We start from the raw sequence: 18444 nt of genomic DNA on the forward strand, positions 1-18444 counted from the left end.
ATCCTCACGGATCCCGGGCCCTTCTGCGTTGTCGCTGCGCCGCTCGGTTCAGAACCGGTCGAGGACGCCCTTGAGGAGGGCGGCGGAGGCCAGTTCGGCGGGGGCCGGGCCGGCGTGGAAGAAGCCGGCGTTCTCGGCGTCCAGCTTGCGCAGGAAGTCGAAGGCCTTGGCGTCGTGGTCGCCGAACGCGACGAACTGCCAGTGGACGCCGGGGGCGGTGGCGGCGGCGTCCGCGATCGCCTGGCGGGCGGGGCGGACGCTGTCGGGCGCGCCGTCCGTCTGGAAGACGACCAGGGCCGGGCCCTCGCCGCCGTCCTTCTGGTACCGCTCGACGACGGCCTCGACGGCCACGTGGTAGCTGGTGCGGCCCATCCGGCCGAGCTCGGCGTGGCGGGCCTCGACCCAGGTCGCGTCGTGCGAGTCGAGGGTCAGGTCGGCGGTGCCGTCGAGCTCGGTGGAGAAGAACACCGTGTGGACGGTGGCCTCCTCGTCCAGGTGCGCGGCCAGGGCGAGGGCGTGGTCGGCGAGGTGCTGGGCGCTGCCGTCCTTGTAGAAGCCGCGCATGGAGCCGGACCGGTCCAGCACGAGGTACACCTTCGCGCGGGCCCCGGCCTTCCCCTTGGCCCGCAGCACCTGCCCGGCGGCCTTGTACGCCCCGGCGACCCCGGCGGCCCGCCGCCGGACCGCTGCCGCGGCGATGGCGGACCCCGCCGCGGCCTCCGGCTCCGCGTCGGCGGCCTCTGCCTCCGGCTCTGCGTCGGCGAGGGGCTCGGCCTCTGCCTGCGGCTCTGCGGCGGCGAGGGGCTCGGCCTCGGGATCGGCCGCGGGCTCCGCGGCGGGTGCGGCGGCGAGGGGCTCGGTCTCCGGCTCGGCCTGGACGGCGGGTTCGTCCTGCGCCTGCGGCGCGGGCTCTTCGGCAGCCACCGGGGCCTCGGGCTCCGCCTCAGCGGCGGGCCCGGCGTCGGCGACCGGTGCCGCCCCGGCCTCCGGCTCGGTGGTGACCTCGGCTTCCGGCCCCGCCTCTGCGGCGATGGCCGGCTCGGCCTCTGCCTCCGGTTCGGTGGCGGCGACCGGCTCGGCCTCTGCCTGCGCCTGCGGCGCGGGGGTCTCGGCGGCCGCCTCGGCCTCCGGCTGCGCCTCGGCGTCTGCGTCGGCCTGGGCCTGCGGCTCTGCTTCCGGCTCCGTCGGCAGGGAGGCGGCCTCGGGCTCCGCCTCAGCGGCGAGGGGCTCGGCCGCCGTTTCCGGCTGGGCGGCGGGCTCGTCCTGCGCCTGCGGCGCGGGGGCCTCGTCCTCGGGCTGCGCCTCTGCGGTGGGTTCGGCGTCGGCGACCGGTTCCGCCTCTGCCTCGGGCCCGGCGGTGGCGACCTCTGCTTCCGGCGCCGCCTCCGCGGCGATGACCGGATCGGCCTCCGGCTCCGGGTCGGCCTCGGCTCGCGCGGCGGCGGGCTCGTCCTGCGCCTGCGGCGTGGGCTCTTCGGTGGCCGCGGGGGCCTGGGCCTCGGGCTCCGGCTCGGCGGCGGGCTCGGGGGTGGCCTCCTGCGTGGTGGCGGCGACCGGCTCCGGGTCGGCCTCGGCCTGCGCCTGCGCCTCGGCGGGGGCGGCTTCGGCTTCCGGAGCCGCCTCGGCCCCGGCCTCGGCGGCGGCCTCCGGCGCGGTGGCGGCGGCCGACTCCGGGGCGGGCTCGGCCTGCGGCTCGGTCTCGCTGGTCGGCTGGGCCGGCACCGTGGCGGGGGGCTCCGGGGTCGCGGCCCCGGGGGCGGCGGGGGCTCCCGCACCTTCCGGAACCGCCGGAGGCAACGGGCGGCGGGCCTCCGGGACCGTGGGGTCCGCCGCCGGGGCCGGGGCGGCGGTCAGCAGGGCGCCCGGCTCGCGGTCGCGCGGCGCGGACTGCGGCGGCACCGTCGGGTTGTCGAAGGACGCCGCCACCAGTTCGGCGGCCGCGTCCAGGGGGGTCCGTTCGGTCTGGCTCGGGAGGGCCGCCGAAGGGGCGTCGGACGTCTCGGGGACCGGCTCCGCAGTCCGTCCGAACACCTTGCGCAACAAGCTCCGAATACCCATGGGCCAGGCCTTTCGCATGAGTGCGTGCGTCATTTGTCCGTGCTGCGCGGTTGATCCCTGCCCAGAGTGGACACGTAAGGTTATCGGCCCCTTGGCTGGAACTTCGGCAGGGGCGCCTTTCGTGGCGCCCGGCCTTCCACCCAACCGGAACCCCTCCCCGAACTCCCCCTCCGCCGTGCCGGGTTCATCCACCGTTCATCCCCGCGCCGCCGCAGTGGCGCAACCCCCGCCTACCGTCGCGGCTGAATTCGTACCGACACGTCGTCGGCGCCGTGCACCCACCGGAGGACACCCTCGTGCGCAAGCTCCTGCCGTTCATCGGCAACCCGCATGGCAGCGGCCGTTCCGCTCTCACCTGCCGCTACCGCTGCGGCGACGCATGCTTCCACGAGGTGCCCAACACCAGCGACAACGAGTACGTCGGCGACGTCATAGCCCGCGCCTACTCCCGCCGCTCGATGCTGCGCTCCGCCGCGGTCGTCACGGTCGCCACCGCCGCCGGCACCGCCGTCGCCGTCGGCGCGGGCGGCGCCCAGACCGCCAGCGCCGCCCCCGTGTCCGACGCCGAGGCCAAGCGCGCGGGCGAGGCCGCCCGCGGCCTGCGCTTCAAGCCCGTCGCCCCGAACACCGACGACAAGGTCACCATCCCCGAGGGCCACGAGCAGAACGTGGTGATCCGCTGGGGCGACCCCATCCTCAAGGGCGCCCCGGGCTTCAACTCCGACAAGCAGACCGCCGCCGCCCAGGCCGGCCAGTTCGGCTACAACAACGACTTCCTCAGCCTGCTCCCGCTCGGCGGCAACTACGAGCGCCAGCAGCTTCTCGTGGCCAACCACGAGTACACGGACGAGAACCTCATGTTCAAGGGCTACGACCCGGCGAACCCCACCCGCGAGCAGGTCGAGATCGCCTGGGCCGCGCACGGCCTGTCCGTGGTCGTCGTCCAGGAGGACCACCGCAGCGGCAAGCTGACGGCCGTGAGCCGCCACCAGCTCAACCGCCGCCTGACCGCGACCAGCGAGTTCCGGCTGACCGGCCCGGCCGCCGGCAGCGCCCTGCTGAAGACCTCCGCCGACGCCACCGGCACCAAGGTCCTCGGCACCCTCAACAACTGCGCGGGCGGCACCACCCCGTGGGGCACCACCCTCCACGGCGAGGAGAACTTCAACCAGTACTTCGCCAACGCCGGCCAGGTCACCGAGCCCACCCAGGCCGCCCGCCTGAAGCGCTACGGCGTGACCTCGGGCGCCTCCGAGCGCAAGTGGGAGCGGTTCGACAAGCGCTTCGACGTCGCGCAGGAGCCCAACGAGTCGCACCGCTTCGGCTGGGTCGTCGAGCTCGACCCGTACGACCCGAACTCCGTCCCGCGCAAGCGCACCGCCCTCGGCCGCTTCAAGCACGAGGCCGCGCAGCCGCGCGTCACCGAGGACGGCCGCCCGGTCGTGTACATGGGCGACGACGAGCGCTTCGACTACTTCTACAAGTTCGTCTCCTCGAAGCGGATGATGAAGGGCAATTCGCGCGCGGCGAAGGAGCACAACCTCACGCTGCTCGACGAGGGCACCCTCTACGTCGCCAAGCTCACCGGCGACTCCCCGGCCGCCTCGATCGACGGCTCCGGCAAGCTCCCCTCCGACGGCGAGTTCGACGGCTCGGGCGTCTGGATCAAGCTGGCCACGGCCTCCCCCTCCGGCAACGTCTCGCACGTCGAGGGCATGACCGCCGAGGAGGTGTTCGTCTTCACCCGCCAGGCCGGTGACAAGGTCGGCGCCACCAAGATGGACCGCCCCGAGGACGTCGAGCCGTCGCCGCGCACCGGCCGCGTCTACATCGCGCTCACCAACAACACCGACCGCGGCAAGCCCGGCAAGGCCGGCGCGGACGAGGCCAACCCGCGCAACCTGAACAAGCACGGCCAGATCCTGGAGCTCGCCGAGAACTTCGACGACCCGGCGGGCGACGGCTTCGCCTGGCGGCTCTTCCTGGTCGCCGGCGACCCGAACGACCCGGCCACCTACTTCGCGGGCTTCCCGAAGGACAAGGTCAGCCCGATCTCCTGCCCCGACAACGTGGCCTTCGACCCGCACGGCAACCTTTGGATCTCCACCGACGGCAACCAGCTCGGCTCGCACGACGGCCTGTACGGCGTCGCCACGTCCGGCGAGCGGCGCGGTGAGCTGAAGCAGTTCCTGACCGTTCCGCGCGGTGCCGAGACCTGCGGCCCGCTGGTCCAGGACCGGCGCGTGCTCGTCTCGGTCCAGCACCCGGGCGAGATCGACGGCGCGTCCGTGGAGAAGCCGCAGTCGGTGTGGCCCGACGGACCGGGCAAGATCGTCCGCCCGGCGGTCGTGTCCGTGTGGCGCAAGGACGGCAAGAACATCGGCGTCTGATCCGCCGGCGGGCGGAGGTCAGTCCGGCTCCGGCAGCCGTCCCACCGGCAGCCGGAGCGTCGTCAGCGCACCCCCGTCCGGGGCGTTGGCGAAGCCCAGCGCGATCTCCAGCACCGCCGCCTGCCCCACCGCGATCGTCAGCCCCAGCCCGTGGCCGCGGCCGCGCCCGGGATCCCCGGTGCGGAACCGCTTCGGGCCCTGCTCGATGAGCTCGGCGGGGTAGCCGGCGCCGTGGTCGCGGATCACCACCACGGGCCCCTCCACCGTCACCTCGACCGGAGGGCGCCCGTGCTTGTGGGCGTTGACCAGCAGGTTGGCCAGGATCCGGTCCAGGCGGCGGCGGTCGGTGAACACCACCGCGTCCCGCACGACCCGTACCTCGGCGGGCAGCCGGGTCCCGGCGACGGCCCGTTCCACGGCCCGGCCCAGTTCCACCTGGGCCAGGTCGGCCCGCTCCACCCCGGAGTCCAGCCGGGAGATCTCCAGCAGGTCCTCGGTGAGCAGGTGCAGGGCCTTCAGCCGGTCGTTGATCATCTCCTTGGGGCGGCCCTCGGGCAGCAGCGAGGCGGCGGCCAGCGAACCGGTCAGCGGGGTGCGCAGCTCGTGCGCGACGTCGGCGGTGAACCGCTTCTCGGCCTCCAGCCGTTCCTGGAGCGAGGCGGCCATCGAGTCCAGCGCCTGCGCGACGTCCCGTACCTCGTCGTGGTAGCGGCGGGTGCCGGGCCCGTCGTCCTCGGGGAGGGCCACCCGGGCGTCGAGGTCGCCCGCGCTGATCCGGCGGGCGACGGCGGCGGTCGTGGTGAGCCGGCGGCTGATCCGGTCGGCGAGGAACACGCCGGCCAGGGCCACCACCCCGGCCGCGACCACCGAGGAGACGAGGATCGCGGTGTCGAGGTCGCGCAGCCGGTGGCGCGTGTTCTCGTACGGGATCCAGACCGCCAGGGCCTTCCGGTCGGCCGGCCCGGCGGCCCACATGACCGGCTTGCCGTCGTGGGCGCCGGCCATGCTGCCGGTGCGTCCGCGGGCGACGAGCTCGCGCAGCGGCCGGGGCAGGCCGGGCGGGTCCAGGGCGACGTTCACGTCCCCGTGCGAGGTGCCGTACTCGTAGTGGCCGAGGGCGTGGTCGAGGTCCCGCTCGACGTCCTTGCGGACCTCGCCGACGACCTGCCGCGCGACCACGTTGTGCACCAGGATCCCCAGCGCGGCGGCCACCGTGCAGCACACCAGCGTGGTGGTGAGGGCGATCTTCCAGCGCAGGCTGCTCAGCGGGCGCATCGGGACCGTCCCTCGCTCAGCGGGACGTCGGTGATGGCCGGGCAGTCGTCGAGGGTCAGCTGGGTCAGGCTCATGCTGCGGGCCTTCGGGTCCCACACGTAGTCGGAGACGGAGATGTAGGCGGGGTTCGAGGTCGGCTCGCGCACCGCCAGGTGCTCGGCGGCCACCTCCACCCCCTCCAGCACCCCGCGCCGGGACAGGATCCGGGCGACCTTGCCGTCGTCCCGGACGGTGTACACGCGCAGCTCGCTGAGCCGGCCGTCCACGTCGAGGGCGGTGACCAGCTCGTCCTTCCCGTCGCCGGTCAGGTCGTGGAGGACGCCGGGGCGGACCGGGCAGTACGGGCCGCCGTCCACGGCCTGTGTGCAGAGTGCGAGCCGCTGGACGGCCCGGGGGTCGACGAGCCGGCCGGTGCCGGTGTCCTCGGCGGTGGCGGAGGTGATGTCGGCGCGTACGACGGCCAGCGCGTCCGCGCCGCGCATGCCGGGGCCGGGCGGCGCGGGCACCCCGGGCACCACGGCTGCCGCGCCGGGCTGCTGGCCGGGGCCCGGCGGGTCGGGGCGGTACTCCTGCCACAGGGTCTTGGGGGCGTGCACGGTGCCGAGGTCGCCGGAGTCGCGCAGCCCCTCCACGTCGGCGCACCCGGCCGTGGCCGCCAGGAGGGCGGCGAGGGCCAGCGCGTGTGGGCTCCGCATGTACCGATGCTCCCCCGGAGCCGCCGCCCCGTCCCGACCACTGACCCATCCGGGGGTTGCGGGGTCCTGCGGTTCGGGCCGGGGGCCGCGGGCCGCCGGTGCCGGTGCCGGTGGGGCGTGTGGGGGTAGGGGACCCCGGCCCCGCGCAGCGGCACACCACCCGCACACGACCCACCGGCCGAGGCCACCCGAACCGGCCCCGCCCAGCGGGCCGCCGGACGGAGTCCGTCGCGGCGGGCCCGAAGCCCGCGAAGCGCCCCGGCGCTGAGCGGCGCGAGGACCGCGTCAAGAAGGGTCGGCAATGGCTCGGGCCGCCGCCAGCTCGTGGTGGACCGGGGCCAGGACGCCCGCCTCGTCACCCTCCGCCGGGGCATCCACGCGGACCGGCGTCGCGCTGCTGCGCACCCGCTCGGCGAGCTCGCGCAGCTCCCGCGCGATCCGTTCGACCTCGCCCGCCGCAGGCGGCTCGGCGCCGTGGTTGACGCGGACCCGCGCCGCGGTGGTGGCGTCGACGATGCGTTCCACGGCCACCACCAGCGGCCACCACGCCGCCGCCCGGTCCCCCGTCGGCGGCGGCTCGGTCAGCGCCCGCTGGAACTCGCTCCGCACCCCCGACAGGTCGCGGTAGATGCGGCGCCGCGCCTGGAGGCGGGACTGCCGGGCGGCCCGCAGCTCGGCGTCGTCCGTGACGGGGGCGAAGGCGCGTTCCACGTAGCGGGCGGCGTCGTCGACGGCGTCGGCGAGCCGGTCCCCGATACGGGTGTGCCAGCTCTCGGGCCACAACAGGTATCCGGCGACCAGGACGATCGCGCAGCCGATCAGGCTGTCGAGGAGCCGGGGCATGATGAGGTCGAAGCCCTCGTGGTTGAGCTGGTCCGACAGCAGCAGGATCACGGGGGTGATGGCCGCTGTCTGGAAGGCGTACCCCTTGGCGGAGAACGCGGGGATCAGCGCGGCGAGCACCACCATCACGGGTACGTCCCACCAGCCGCGCGGCACCTCGGCGAGGACGGCGGCGGCGAGGACCAGCCCGGCCGCCGTGCCCAGGGCGCGCAGGACCGCGCGGGAGAAGACCGAGCCGAAGTCCGGTTTCAGGACGAAGGTGACGGTCAGGGCCACCCAGTAGGAGCGTTCGACCTCGATGAGGGAGACGAGTGACTGGGCGAGGCCGATGCACAGGGCGAGCCGGAGCCCGTACCGCCAGGAGGCCTCGGACAGCATCATGTCGCGCACCCCGCGCCGGGCCCGGACGCGCAGGGCGGCCGGCCGGCCGAGGCGGTCGTCGACGTTGTACGGGTCGGGTTCGGCGAGGTGCACGATGGCCGCCGCGTGCCGCAGCGCGGAGTCGATGGCCCGCTCGGACGGGGTGTGCGGGGCGGGCAGGGTGAGGACGGGGGTCCCGGTGCGGCCCTCCTCGACGGTGGTGGCCAGTTCCCGTACGGCCGCCGGGATCTCGGCGGGCAGCGGGCGGCCCCGCAGGTGGGCGGCGGGCGCGGCCTCCGCGAGCGGGATCAGCACGTTCAGCTGGGCCAGCATCCGCACCAGGGAGGGGCTGCGCCCGTGTACCCGGGCCCGGCGGCCGAGGACGAGGTCGTAGGCCTGGTTGAGGGCCTGGGTGACCTGCCGGCGGCGTTCGTCGTAGACGTCCTGGGGTCCGCCGCAGGCTTCCAGGGCATCGGCCAGCGCCCGGTAGGTGGCGGCGACGGCGGCCCGTTCGGGTTGCCTGCCGCGCAGGGGCCAGGCCAGCAGGGTCAGCGCGAGGACGAACAGGCCCCCGGCGGTGAGCAGCAGCGGCGCGGTCCACCAGGGCCGGGGCATCGGCAGGCCCGCTCCGACGACGGCGTTGAGCAGGAGCAGCAGCCCGGACACGGAGGCGACCGAGCCGATCGAGGAGACCATCCCGGAGACGAGGGCGACGAGGGTGAGGACGGCGACGGCCACCCAGCCGCGCCCGTAGACGAGGGTGCCGACGGCCACTCCGATGGCGCCGAAGGCCTGCGGGACGGCGATGTTCAGGACCCGCATCCGGTAGGCGTCGGCGGTGTCGCCGAACACCCCGGCGAGGGCGCCCATGGCGACCAGGGCCCCGTACTCGGGTTCGTCGAGGGCGAAGCCGACGGCGAGCGGGACGGCCATCGCGATCCCGGCGCGGGCGGCCGCCGCCCAGGGGACGGAGGTGCTGCTGGGCCGCAGTCCTGCGAGCAGCCAGGCGGGGGGAGCCAGGGGGTGGGTCCGGGGCCGTCCGGACGGTATGTGCTCGGTGCGTCGTTCGGTGGTCATTCCGCTTCCGTGTCACCGCTCGCGAATCGGTCGTTCTGGGGAGTTCTGCGGAGGATGGGTACCTTCCGAGCTTATGGGGTGCGGCGTAGCCGGCCCACCAGCCAGGCGGCGAGCGCGGTGGCCAGCCCGAGGGCGAGCACCACCCAGGCGGTGGTCCGCAGGAACGCGGTGAGTGCGTCGTACACGGCCGCGGCGGCGGGCCGGTCGACGTCGGACGGCAGGTCGTCGAGCGTGATGCGGCGGCACACGCCCACCGCCGCCCACAGCAGTACGGCCCCGACCGCGAGTCCTGCGCCGGTGGCGAGGACGGCCCGCCGGCGCCGGACGGCGACGGCCACGGCCGCCACCGCGAGGAGCACGGTCAGTACGGGAAGCCAGACTCCGGCGATCTCGAGCACGTGGAACCCCTCCCGGAGCGCGCCGAGGTTGTCGTATTCCATGACCTTCACGGAGAGGTGGGTCTCCGGGATGCGGTCGGCGAAGGGCACGCCGTCCGCGATCAGTTCCCCCTTGACCTGCGCGATCACGGGCGCGAGGTCGACGGTGACGGCGTCGCCGTGGCCGGTGTTCAGGGCGTCGAGGAAGGCGGTGTGCGCGGCGCGGTTGGCCGTCTCCCAGGCCGTCCGGTAGGCGGGGGTGCCGGTGAAGGAGCGCAGGGCGTCGCCGAGGAGGGCGTCCACGGCGCCCTGGAAGGGGCCCGCGTCGATCTGCCCGGACAGGGCCCGGGTGGCCTGGGTGACGACCACCTCCTGCACGGCCGGGTCTTTGGCGAGCGGGGCCATGGCCGCGGTGTAGTGGTCGGCGTCGCCGAGCCGGCGGTCGGCCCAGTACGCGACCGCGCTCGCGGGCACGAGCAGGGCCACGAGCACGATGAGGGCCGCCGACAGGTAGGTGCGCACGTCACCAGGGAAAACCGGGTGCGGTGGGGGGCGCCACCCCTGCTGCTGCGTCCGGGGCCCGGATTCCCTCCGGGAGCGCGGTCCGCACCGCCCGGACGAGTGATCCACTTGCCGCTCCCGGGTGCCGGGTGTGCCCTTGAGGGTGGAAGAGAGGAGCCCCGCCATGGCACATGCGGCACCCACCGTCCCCCGGCGGCACCGCCCGATGACGTCGGCGGACGCGGACCGGCAGACCGACCGGAACCGCCTGATCCGCGCGCTGCTCATGGGCCTCGTCTACGGGGTCTGGGCGGCCTTCATCAAGCGCCAGATGGGCCCGGTCGACGCGGGCAACGTGTTCTACGGGATCCTGTGCGGCGTGATCTTCGCGGCCATCATGTTCACCCTCGCGCGGGTGGGCCCGAGGCTGAAGCGGGAGCTGCACGCCGCCGCGTACGGGGTCTTCGCCGGCATCGCCGCCGGCTACCTCCACAGCCTGACCAACGAGTCCGTGCTCCGTGCCACCGGCGTGGGCCTGTTCGTGGGCGCGGGTGTCGGGATCGGGGCCTTCTACCGGTACTACACGCGGGAGGACTGAGCCCCGGCGGACCGCGCCGGTCCCCGCGCCCACTGCGAGGGCGCGGGGACCGGCGTTCGCACGTGCCGTTATGCCGCCGAGCCGGACTCGGGCTCGGCGGCGGCGGGCTGCGGGACGGTCCGGTCGGCGAGGGCCTGGTCGGCGGGGGTCCGGTCGGCGAGGGTCCGGTCCGTGCGCGGGCGGTCCTGGCCCTCCGTGCGGGCCGGCGGGGAGAAGCGGGCGGCCTCGGCGCGCAGCATGGCGTTCAGGGCGGCGTACGGGTCGATGGGCATGGCGGAACCTCACGGTGCTTCGGGGGTGTGGGGGGTCGCGTGCGCTGCTCGGCCCGCTCAGCAGCGCAGGACCACACTCCGTACCGCCAGCCGGGACAGGGCCGGTGAGGCCGTCCCGTACGAGGCCGTGCGGGCAGGCCCGCCCGCACGTTTCACGTGAAACATCCGCTGCGGCAGCCGCCGTCCGACCGGTGCCGTGCGTACGACCGTCCGCAGAGCCGAGCGGCCGACGGGGTCCCCGGCGGGCTCCGACTGTCCCTCGGCGGGGTCGGCGGGTGCCGAGGAGGCGGGGCGCGGCTCGGCGCCGGCCGTGGCCGTCGCCGCCGGACCGACGCCGAACAGGCACAGCAGTGCCACGCAGGCCACCGTCAGGGCCCGCGCCAGCCTCGTCCGCGCGTACCGCGCACCGTTCATGGGGCCTGCATGCCCCGACACGCCGGGCAACTTTCCGGAGACCTCCAAGAAGCCCCCGACCGGGGGAACGAAGACACCCCTGACGGCTGCTCAGCCGGTACGCCGCGGCCCCGTCAGCCGGGCCAGGACCGAGGTCTCGCCGCTGACCAGCCGCAGCCGGGCGAGGCCGGTGTCCCCGGCCGGCGCCGTGACCGCGTGGGGGGAGACCCGCTCGACGGTGAACACGGCCGTACGGTGGTCCGCGCGCGGGATCTCGATGATCCGGCCCCGCCGCAGCCCGGCGAGCGGGAGCCCGTCGCCGGTGACCACGGCGGTCCCGGCGGAGCCGGGGGCCGGGCCGTCGGTGTCCCAGCCGGCCCCGCCCTCACCGTCCTGCGGGCCCCTGGCCAGCGGGAGGTCCACACCCAGGCTGGGGATGCGCAGCCGCAGCGGCCGTGCCGCCCGCATCGGCGGGGCGGACACGGTCCGGCGTTCCGCGCCGACGGGTCCGTGAGCGCTGGGTCCGTGCGCACCGGACTGCTCCAGCCCGCGTACGAGACGGCGGTGCCCGGACAGGCCCAGGGCCCGGGAGGGCAGCGCGTCGGTGACGCTCGCGGGGGCGGGCTCCGCGCCCGTGCTGCCGCGCAACAGGCTCACACCGGTACAGAGCAGAGTGACCGTCAGCGCGGCGGCGGCCCACTGGGCGCGGGACATGGCGTTCCTCCTGTCCGGCTCGGGCGGCCGGTTCCTGGGAGCAGTGGACCGCTCCCCGACCGCCCGCACATCGCCGCCCGCCCCGGAAATGACGGCGCGTCACGTCCCTTGCGCGCCCCCGCGTCCGTGTCCTCCCAGCTGGCGGCGGGTGCGCGGGCCGGACGCGCCCGATCGGGCCGCTACCCCCGAACGGGTGAGGGGGTTACACCGGGGAGCGGCCGGGCGGGCCAGTCCAGCAGCCGGGCGCCGATCACGGCCGTCTGGAGGGTGTAGCGCTGCACGGGGTCCCCCGGGTCGGTCCCGGTCAGCCGGTGGATGCGCTCCAGCCGGTAGGTCAGCGCCCGCACGCTCAGGTCCAGCCGCCGGGCCGCCTCGGCTGCCACGCACCCCGAGTCGAAGTACGCGCTCAGGGTGTCCAGCAGGGGTGCCGCACCGCCGCGTCCGGCCCGCAGCGGCCCGAGCGCGGCCAGCACCAGCTCGGCCATCGCCGCCCGGTCGCGGGTCAGTACCGGGAAGACCAGCAGGTCGGCGGCGCGCAGTAGCGGGCCCGTGAGCCCGAGCCGGTCCGCGACGCCGAGTGCGTCCAGGGCCTCCGCGTACGAGGTCGCGGCCCCGCCCGCGCCGGGGTGCGGGCGCCCGAGGGCGACGAGCCCCCGCCCTTCGGACTCCGCGTGCGCCAGCCGGGCGAAGCGGGCCGGTACCTCGTCGCGCCCGCCCGGTGCCACGCAGACCAGCCGGCCGTCCTTGGTGGCGAGCAGGAAGTCCCGGTCCCCGAAGCGGCCGGCCAGGGCCGACTGCAGCCGGCGCTGCTCCGGGCCCCCGTCCTCGTACGGGACGGGGCCGTGCGCGACGGCCACGGCGTGCGCCCGTGCCGGGTCCAGTCCGAAGCGGGCGGCGCGTTCGCCGAGGCGGGCGGGGTCGCCCCCGCCGAGCAGCAGGTCGTCGACGAACTCCCGGCGGGCGGCCGCTTCCCGGTGCGCGGCGGCCCCGTGGGAGCGTTCGTACCCCTCGGTGAAGGCGTCCAGGGCCTGTTCCACCACCGCGAGCACGTGGTCGGGGGCGGGGCGTCCGCCGAGGGCCGTGCGGGTGGCGGCGAGGTGTGCGCCGATGAGGCCCCGCAGTCCGTGGCCGGCTCCGGCGGCCCGCTCGCCGAACGCGCGGCGGGCGTCGAGTTCCTCGCGTCCGGGGTGCCGGCCGGTGGCCGAGGCGTTCGCGAGCATGCGTACGTACCCGTCCATGTACTCCTGGGGTATGCCCCGCCCTGACTCCACACCAGCTCCCCGGTCCGCTCCGCTCGAAGGAACGGTCATTCTCCCCCGAACCAAGATCAATTCGACCCGGAGGTGCGGAAGGGCGGTGCGGGATGCGGGAGGTGAGGAGAAGTCAGGCCACCACGAGCGCCACTGCCGCCGCCCCCATGAGGGCGGCGGCGAGGTGCACCACGGGGTGCCCGTAGTCCCCGAACCAGAGCTGGCGGGCCAGCCCGCCGAGGGCGGCCAGGGCGCTGATGACCCCGAGCTGCGCGAGGAGGGTGGCGGCGCAGAAGGGGGCCGCGATGAGCAGTGCCGAGTTCAGCCAGAAGGGAGCGGCGCCGGTCCAGCCGCGCCATTCCCGGATCGCGGACCGCATCGCCGGATCCCACCTCCACACCTGTCACATGCGCAACAGGTGTCGCGCTCAACTCGTCGGCTGTACAGCCTCCTTGGGTGCGGCGGCGGGGGCAAGAGCGCGTTCGGCTAGAAAACCGAAGGCCAGGCCGAAAGTCGTCCACAGCGCTGTCTGGATGGCCAGCGACGCGAGACGGAACTGCCAGATCAGCGCGGCCGGGAAGCCTTCGGGCACCTCGTCGATCCCGGGCAGCAGGGCGTACGAGACGCCCACCGCCGCCACGAAGGCCAGCGAGGCCGCCACCGAGGCGTTCCAGTTGCCCAGGCGCGGCGCGAGCCGCCGCCCCAGGATCAGCGCGCCCGCCGCCAGCAGCGCGCTCAGGGCGATCATCAGCAGGTAGAGGGCGGTCCGCCGGGCGGCGGTGTCGGGGTCCCCGACGGCGGGCGGATTGGCCGGGTACTTGAAGAACGGCACCAGCGTCACGGTGACGAACAGGGCTCCGGTGACCAGGGCCGCCGTGGACCGGGCGCCGAAGCGCCCGATCCGGCCCAGGGCGAAGCAGTAGACGAGCGCGGCGATGCCGCCGAGGGCGACCCCGTAGAGCAGGACGCCGGTGCCGAGGCCGGCGGTGGCCTGGAGGGCCCGGCTGACCGGGGCCTCCTCGGCGCCGTGGTCGTGGCCGGCCGCGAGGTGGCCGGCCTCCTCGATGGCGATCGCCGCGTCCACCTTGGACTCGCCGAGGAGGTAGGCGACGAGGAAGGCCGCGACGCCCGCGAACAGGCCGGCCAGCATGCCCCGCACCAGCAGGACGCGGGGGGAGACGGTGTTCACGCATGAACCCCTTGGGTGATCGTGAGGGAGATCGGAAGGGGGTCAGTGGCAGGGGAAGCCGAGCAGGTGGCGGCCGTCGTGCAGCCACTCGTGGACGGTCTCGCCCTGGAAGACGGCCGTGGCGCCCTGCTCGATGCCGACGAAGTACAGCAGGACGAGGGCCAGGACCGCGGCGAAGGCGGCCCAAGGGGCCAGCGCGGAGAGGGAGATGGGGGCGACGGTGGCGGGCGCCGAAGCGGGTACGGCGGTGTGGGCCATTGCAGAACCTCCAGGGGGAACACGCGTCCCGGTCAGTGGTGCTCTGTTCGAAGGAGGCGGGTCTGACTTCCCTCCCCGGGTACCGCGGGAGGATTCACAGTGGCGCGACCGTGCCGGATTCTCACCGGTGCTTCCGTCATACCTTCGTCATGTCGTCCGCGACCGTACCGCGCTCGTGGCTTGAACACCACGGCGCGTGGCCGACGTTCCGCGCCCCCGCGCGTGCGCTCTACGCTCCCCGCATGCCATCCGTACGCGTACACCTCGCCACACCACCGCTCGACGAAGCCGCCCGCCAGGGCCGGTTCGGACACGGGGAGCCGTGCCCCGGCCACCCGGGCCTCGCCGCGCCCGCCACCGGGGACTGGGCGGGCCGGACCCTCGAAGAGGTGGCCGCCGAGGACCCGGAGGGCATCCGGCGCTGGCTCACGGACCCGGAGTACGCGCCCCCGGGCGGCGGGGAGCCGGTGGCGGCGCTGATCGCCCGGACGGGCGAGTACCTGGTGGGCCTGGGTCCGGGCCGGCACCACGCGGTGGTCGCCCAGGCCGTCGTACGGGCGGCCGTGGTGTCCGCGCTGGAACTCCCGGCCGCCGCCTTCTGGCGGCTGGACGTGCGGCCGGACACCGTGACCTCCCTCAGCGGGCGCGCGGGCCGCTGGAACCTCCTCGTCGGACAGCCCCGGTAGCCCGGCAGGGAACGCCGACCGGCCCGGACCCCGCGACGCGGTCCGGGCCGGAGCCGACTGACGGAAGCGGGCGTTACGCCACGATCCAGTCGGAGGTGGCGATCACCGGCTGGACGCCGTCACGGTGCACGGTGCCCTCGATCAGGCCGTACATGCGGTCCGCGGCGAAGTAGACCTCGTTGTCGTTCTTGAGGCCGAAGGGCTCCAGGTCGACGAGGAAGTGGTGCTTGTTGGGCAGGTTGAGGCGGACCTCGTTGACCTTGGGGCAGTTGTCCAGCACCCGCTCGGCCATCTGGTTCAGGGTCTGCTGGAGCGAGTACGAGTACGTCTCCGCGAAGGCCTCCAGCATGTGCTTGCGGACCTTCTTGTACGACTGGTCCCAGTCGTACCCGGCGTCGTCGCCGGCCAGCGCCGAGTGCGCCCAGCGGGCGGTGACCTTGGTCGCCAGGATGCGGTCGTACGCCTCCTGGAGGGTCGTGTACTTGTCCTTGATGAAGCCGTGGAACTCGGAGTTGGTCGAGTTCATCACCGTCAGGTCCTTCAGGCCCGAGATGACCTGGAGACCGGTGGTCTCGCTGTAGGTGATCTGCGCGGTGCGCACCTCCTGGCCCTTGCGGACGAAGGAGTGCTGCTCCTTGCGGGTCGGGACCGGGATCCGCTCCCAGGCGTACTCCTCGATGCGGATCTGCGCCTCGCGGATCGGGGCCTGCGAGGAGACGAAGTGCTTCGCGAGGAGGATGCCGAAGGCCTCGGGGGAGGCGATGCCGTGCTCCTTGCCGAAGGCGTACACCGTGTTCTTGGTGGTGTCGGTCGGCAGGCAGTTGGCGTTGTCACCCGTCAGGTGGACGTCGCGGAACTCGCCGCGCAGGGCGACCGAGACGTTCAGGTCGCGGATCTCGGCCCAGGAGCCGTCGCTGCCCTTGCGGGTGACCACGACGATGCGGTTCTCGGCCTTGCCGTACTGGTTCTGGCCCAGGACGTGCTTGCTCATGCTGTCTTCCTTCGGGTACTCGGGAACACGGAGTCCGTTGTTCTGGATCCCGTACGCCCGGCGTCCAGCGCCCGCCCTCCTGGAGGACGTCCCGCTCCCCGCCGTTCGGCCCCGCAGGACCGCCCCGGGACTGACGTGCATCCCGGTCCGTAGGTGCTGATTCGTACTGAAGTACTGACGGGATTGCACCATGTGTACGGCGGGGAAACCACCGCACGGAACATCCGAACACCAGCACCCACGGATTGGGCGACTACACAAGCTCGCAGGTCAGACCATGTGGGCATCCGTGACCGAGAGGGCCTCGTCGAGGATCGCCAGCCCCTTGGCCACGTCCTCGGTCGAGATGTTGCAGGGCGGGGCGACGTGGATCCGGTTCCCGGCGAGGAGCGGCCAGAGGCCGCCCTTCTTCAGCGCCGCGCCGAACGCGGCCATCGGCGCGTTGTCGGCCCCCGAGGCGTTGTACGGGACCAGCGGCTCGCGGGTCTCCGCGTCCTTCACGAGCTCCAGGGCCCAGAAGGTGCCCATGCCGCGGACCTCGCCTACGGACGGGTGGCGCTCCGCGATCTCGCGCAGGCCGGGGCCCAGCAGCTCGGCGCCCGTGCGCGCGGACTGCTCGACGATGCCCTCCTCGGCCATGGTGTTGACCGTGGCGACGGCGGCGGCGCAGGCCAGCACGTGCCCCGAGTACGTCAGACCGCCCGGGTAGGGGCGGCGGGCGAAGGTCTCGGCGATGGCGGCGGAGATGGCGACGCCGCCGAGCGGCACGTAACCGCTGGTGATGCCCTTGGCGAAGCAGAGGAGGTCGGGCGTGACGTCCCAGTGGTCGGCGGCGAACCAGGCGCCGGTGCGGCCGAAGCCGACCATGACCTCGTCCAGGATGAAGACGATGCCGTAGCGGTCGCAGAGTTCGCGCACGCCCTTGAGGTAGCCGGCCGGGGGCACGAGCACGCCGGGGGCGCCGCCGACGGTCTCCAGGATGATCGCGGCGATGGACTGCGGCCCCTCGAAGACGATCGTGTCCTCCAGGTGGCGCAGGGCGCGCTCGCACTCCTCGGCCTCGGTGGCCGCGTGGAAGGGCGAGCGGTAGAGGAACGGGCCCCAGAAGTGGACGACGCCGGCGGTCGCGCCGTCGTTGCCGAAGCGGCGGGCGTCGCCGGTGAGGTTGATCGCGGTGGTGGTCGCCCCGTGGTACGAGCGGTACGCGGACATCACCTTGGGCCGGCCGGTGTGCAGCCGGGCCATGCGCACGGCGTTCTCCACCGCCTCGGCGCCGGCGTTCGTGAAGAAGATCTTGTCGAGGTCGCCGGGGGTCCGCTCGGCGATCAGGCGCGCCGCCTCGGAGCGGACGTCGACGGCGAAACCGGGCGCGAGGGTGCAGAGCTTCGTCGCCTGCTCCGCGATGGCGGCGGCCACCCGGGGGTGCTGGTAGCCGATGTTGGTGTAGACGAGCGCGCTGGAGAAGTCGAGGAAGCGGTTGCCGTCGTAGTCCCAGAAGTACGAGCCCTCGGCCCCGGCCACGGCGAGCGGGTCGATGAGCTCCTGCGCCGACCACGAATGGAAGACGTGGTTACGGTCTGCTTCTTTGACTGCGTCTTTCACGGCCGCGAGGGCGTCGGCTTCTGCGTTCATATATCGAGGGTAGTTGTCCAGGATGTGGACCCCGGGGTGCCTCGGGTACGACACCCCGCGCGGGCGACTTGACGGATCCCCGGGCGGCTCCTCGACGGGTCCGCACGGCCCGCATAGCGTCCGTCGGACCGGCCGCTCCACGGGGGAGAACGGCGGAAAACCCATGGTGGGAGCCGTTGCGGCCCCGCCCGGCGGATCGGGGGCGGCCATCGGGCCGCCCCCGGCGCGCCCCTCCAACCACCCTCGACCGGCCGCTGCCGCGACCGTCGGTCCGCCGTCGAGGTCCCTTCGAGGCCCCTTCGAGGCCGTCCATCGCCGCGCATCACGCTCCGGGTGCCGACTCGGCAGTAGCGTGGGGTCCGTGCGGGATTTGTCCGTCCCGGCCGGGGGTAGGTGCGGCGCCGGGGGGAGCGGCGTCGGAGACGGGAGAGCCTGTGGCGGAGCAGACGCGGCGGCTGGTCCTGGGCGGCGCCACGGCAGGGGTCGTGGCCAGGTGCCGGGACTTCACCCGCAGGGCCCTCACCGACTGGCTCTGGCCCGAGGGGTCGGAGGCCGAGGAGGACCTGCTCCTGCTGGTCTCCGAGGTGGTCACCAACGCCTGCCTGCACGCGGGCGGCCCGCGCGAGCTGGTGCTGCGGCACGCCCCCGGGCTGTTGCGGGTCGAGGTGAGCGACGACAGTCCCGAAGCGCCGGTGCGCCGGGCGGTGCGGGACCGCTCCCGGCCGGGCGGCCACGGGCTGGTCCTGCTGGAGCGCCTCGCGAAGAACTGGGGGTTCCAGCCGGCGGCGGACGGCCGGCCCGGCAAGACGGTCTGGCTGGAGGTGACGGCCCCCGAGCCCGCCGCCGGCCCCCCGGGCGCCTGATCTCCTGTCCGCGTCCCTTGCT

General features: G+C 74.4%; 18 protein-coding genes. 4 read left to right on the forward strand and 14 right to left on the reverse strand.

Going from position 1 to position 18444, the window contains the following annotated elements:
* Positions 1 to 48: 48 nt before the first annotated feature.
* Positions 49 to 2031, reverse strand: a complete 1983-nt coding sequence (locus OG553_RS17375) for a VWA domain-containing protein (protein WP_405979845.1) — start codon at positions 2029 to 2031, stop codon at positions 49 to 51.
* A gap of 323 nt (positions 2032 to 2354) precedes the next feature.
* Between OG553_RS17375 and OG553_RS17380 the strand changes: the two genes are divergently transcribed.
* On the forward strand, positions 2355 to 4448 hold the full coding sequence (locus tag OG553_RS17380) for a PhoX family protein (RefSeq protein WP_405979846.1): 2094 nt from the start codon (positions 2355 to 2357) through the stop codon (positions 4446 to 4448).
* 18 nt (positions 4449 to 4466) lie between these two features.
* Here OG553_RS17380 and OG553_RS17385 read toward each other — a convergent pair whose 3' ends face one another.
* The 4 genes from OG553_RS17385 to OG553_RS17400 all read right to left on the reverse strand — a co-directional run bounded on the left by OG553_RS17385 (position 4467) and on the right by OG553_RS17400 (position 9597).
* Positions 4467 to 5723 carry an ATP-binding protein gene (locus OG553_RS17385; RefSeq protein ID WP_405979847.1) on the reverse strand — a complete coding sequence of 419 codons (1257 nt, stop codon included), beginning with the start codon at positions 5721 to 5723 and terminating at the stop codon, positions 4467 to 4469.
* A complete protein-coding gene (locus OG553_RS17390; RefSeq protein ID WP_405979848.1) occupies positions 5711 to 6418 on the reverse strand; it encodes a hypothetical protein in 708 nt (235 codons plus the stop codon). The genes OG553_RS17385 and OG553_RS17390 overlap by 13 nt, the downstream gene beginning before the upstream one ends.
* Before the next feature lie 285 nt (positions 6419 to 6703).
* On the reverse strand, positions 6704 to 8698 hold the full coding sequence (locus OG553_RS17395; RefSeq protein WP_405979849.1) for an FUSC family protein: 1995 nt from the start codon (positions 8696 to 8698) through the stop codon (positions 6704 to 6706).
* 71 nt (positions 8699 to 8769) lie between these two features.
* Positions 8770 to 9597 carry a hypothetical protein gene (locus OG553_RS17400; protein WP_405979850.1) on the reverse strand — a complete coding sequence of 276 codons (828 nt, stop codon included), beginning with the start codon at positions 9595 to 9597 and terminating at the stop codon, positions 8770 to 8772.
* A gap of 163 nt (positions 9598 to 9760) precedes the next feature.
* Here OG553_RS17400 and OG553_RS17405 point away from each other — a divergent pair, with 163 nt between their 5' ends.
* Positions 9761 to 10174: a hypothetical protein gene (locus OG553_RS17405; protein WP_405979851.1), complete on the forward strand. Its 414-nt coding sequence runs from the start codon at positions 9761 to 9763 to the stop codon at positions 10172 to 10174.
* A 68-nt stretch (positions 10175 to 10242) separates the two neighbouring features.
* Here the strand turns inward: OG553_RS17405 and OG553_RS17410 are convergent, their stop codons facing one another.
* From OG553_RS17410 to OG553_RS17440, 7 genes are all read right to left on the reverse strand, one after another.
* Entirely contained in the window at positions 10243 to 10446 is a 204-nt protein-coding gene (locus OG553_RS17410) for a hypothetical protein (protein WP_405979852.1), read from the reverse strand.
* Between the two features lie 57 nt (positions 10447 to 10503).
* Positions 10504 to 10860 carry a hypothetical protein gene (locus tag OG553_RS17415; protein ID WP_405979853.1) on the reverse strand — a complete coding sequence of 119 codons (357 nt, stop codon included), beginning with the start codon at positions 10858 to 10860 and terminating at the stop codon, positions 10504 to 10506.
* Positions 10861 to 10950: 90 nt separating this feature from the next.
* Positions 10951 to 11553 (reverse strand): hypothetical protein, encoded by a 603-nt coding sequence (locus OG553_RS17420; RefSeq protein WP_405979854.1) that lies wholly within the window; start codon positions 11551 to 11553, stop codon positions 10951 to 10953.
* 179 nt (positions 11554 to 11732) lie between these two features.
* Positions 11733 to 12791: a PucR family transcriptional regulator gene (locus OG553_RS17425; RefSeq protein WP_405983064.1), complete on the reverse strand. Its 1059-nt coding sequence runs from the start codon at positions 12789 to 12791 to the stop codon at positions 11733 to 11735.
* 145 nt (positions 12792 to 12936) lie between these two features.
* Positions 12937 to 13182 carry a hypothetical protein gene (locus OG553_RS17430; protein ID WP_405979855.1) on the reverse strand — a complete coding sequence of 82 codons (246 nt, stop codon included), beginning with the start codon at positions 13180 to 13182 and terminating at the stop codon, positions 12937 to 12939.
* Between the two features lie 48 nt (positions 13183 to 13230).
* Positions 13231 to 13992 (reverse strand): CbtA family protein, encoded by a 762-nt coding sequence (locus OG553_RS17435; protein WP_405979856.1) that lies wholly within the window; start codon positions 13990 to 13992, stop codon positions 13231 to 13233.
* 42 nt (positions 13993 to 14034) lie between these two features.
* Positions 14035 to 14250 (reverse strand): CbtB-domain containing protein, encoded by a 216-nt coding sequence (locus tag OG553_RS17440; protein ID WP_401250855.1) that lies wholly within the window; start codon positions 14248 to 14250, stop codon positions 14035 to 14037.
* A 242-nt stretch (positions 14251 to 14492) separates the two neighbouring features.
* Here OG553_RS17440 and OG553_RS17445 point away from each other — a divergent pair, with 242 nt between their 5' ends.
* Positions 14493 to 14936 (forward strand): histidine phosphatase family protein, encoded by a 444-nt coding sequence (locus tag OG553_RS17445; protein ID WP_405979857.1) that lies wholly within the window; start codon positions 14493 to 14495, stop codon positions 14934 to 14936.
* 73 nt (positions 14937 to 15009) lie between these two features.
* On the opposite strand, the gene pucL is transcribed toward OG553_RS17445, so the two are convergent.
* Both pucL and OG553_RS17455 read right to left on the reverse strand, forming a co-directional pair.
* Positions 15010 to 15927 (reverse strand): factor-independent urate hydroxylase, encoded by a 918-nt coding sequence (gene pucL / locus OG553_RS17450; protein ID WP_405979858.1) that lies wholly within the window; start codon positions 15925 to 15927, stop codon positions 15010 to 15012.
* 270 nt (positions 15928 to 16197) lie between these two features.
* Complete coding sequence (locus OG553_RS17455) at positions 16198 to 17559, reverse strand: aspartate aminotransferase family protein (RefSeq protein ID WP_405979859.1); 1362 nt, start codon at positions 17557 to 17559, stop codon at positions 16198 to 16200.
* Positions 17560 to 17993: 434 nt separating this feature from the next.
* Between OG553_RS17455 and OG553_RS17460 the strand changes: the two genes are divergently transcribed.
* The gene (locus OG553_RS17460) at positions 17994 to 18422 is read left to right on the forward strand and encodes an ATP-binding protein (RefSeq protein ID WP_405979860.1); all 429 of its coding nucleotides are present in this window, start codon (positions 17994 to 17996) and stop codon (positions 18420 to 18422) included.
* Positions 18423 to 18444 lie beyond the last annotated feature (22 nt).

The sequence above is a fragment of the Streptomyces sp. NBC_00158 genome (assembly GCF_045160885.1).
Lineage (GTDB): Bacteria > Actinomycetota > Actinomycetes > Streptomycetales > Streptomycetaceae > Streptomyces.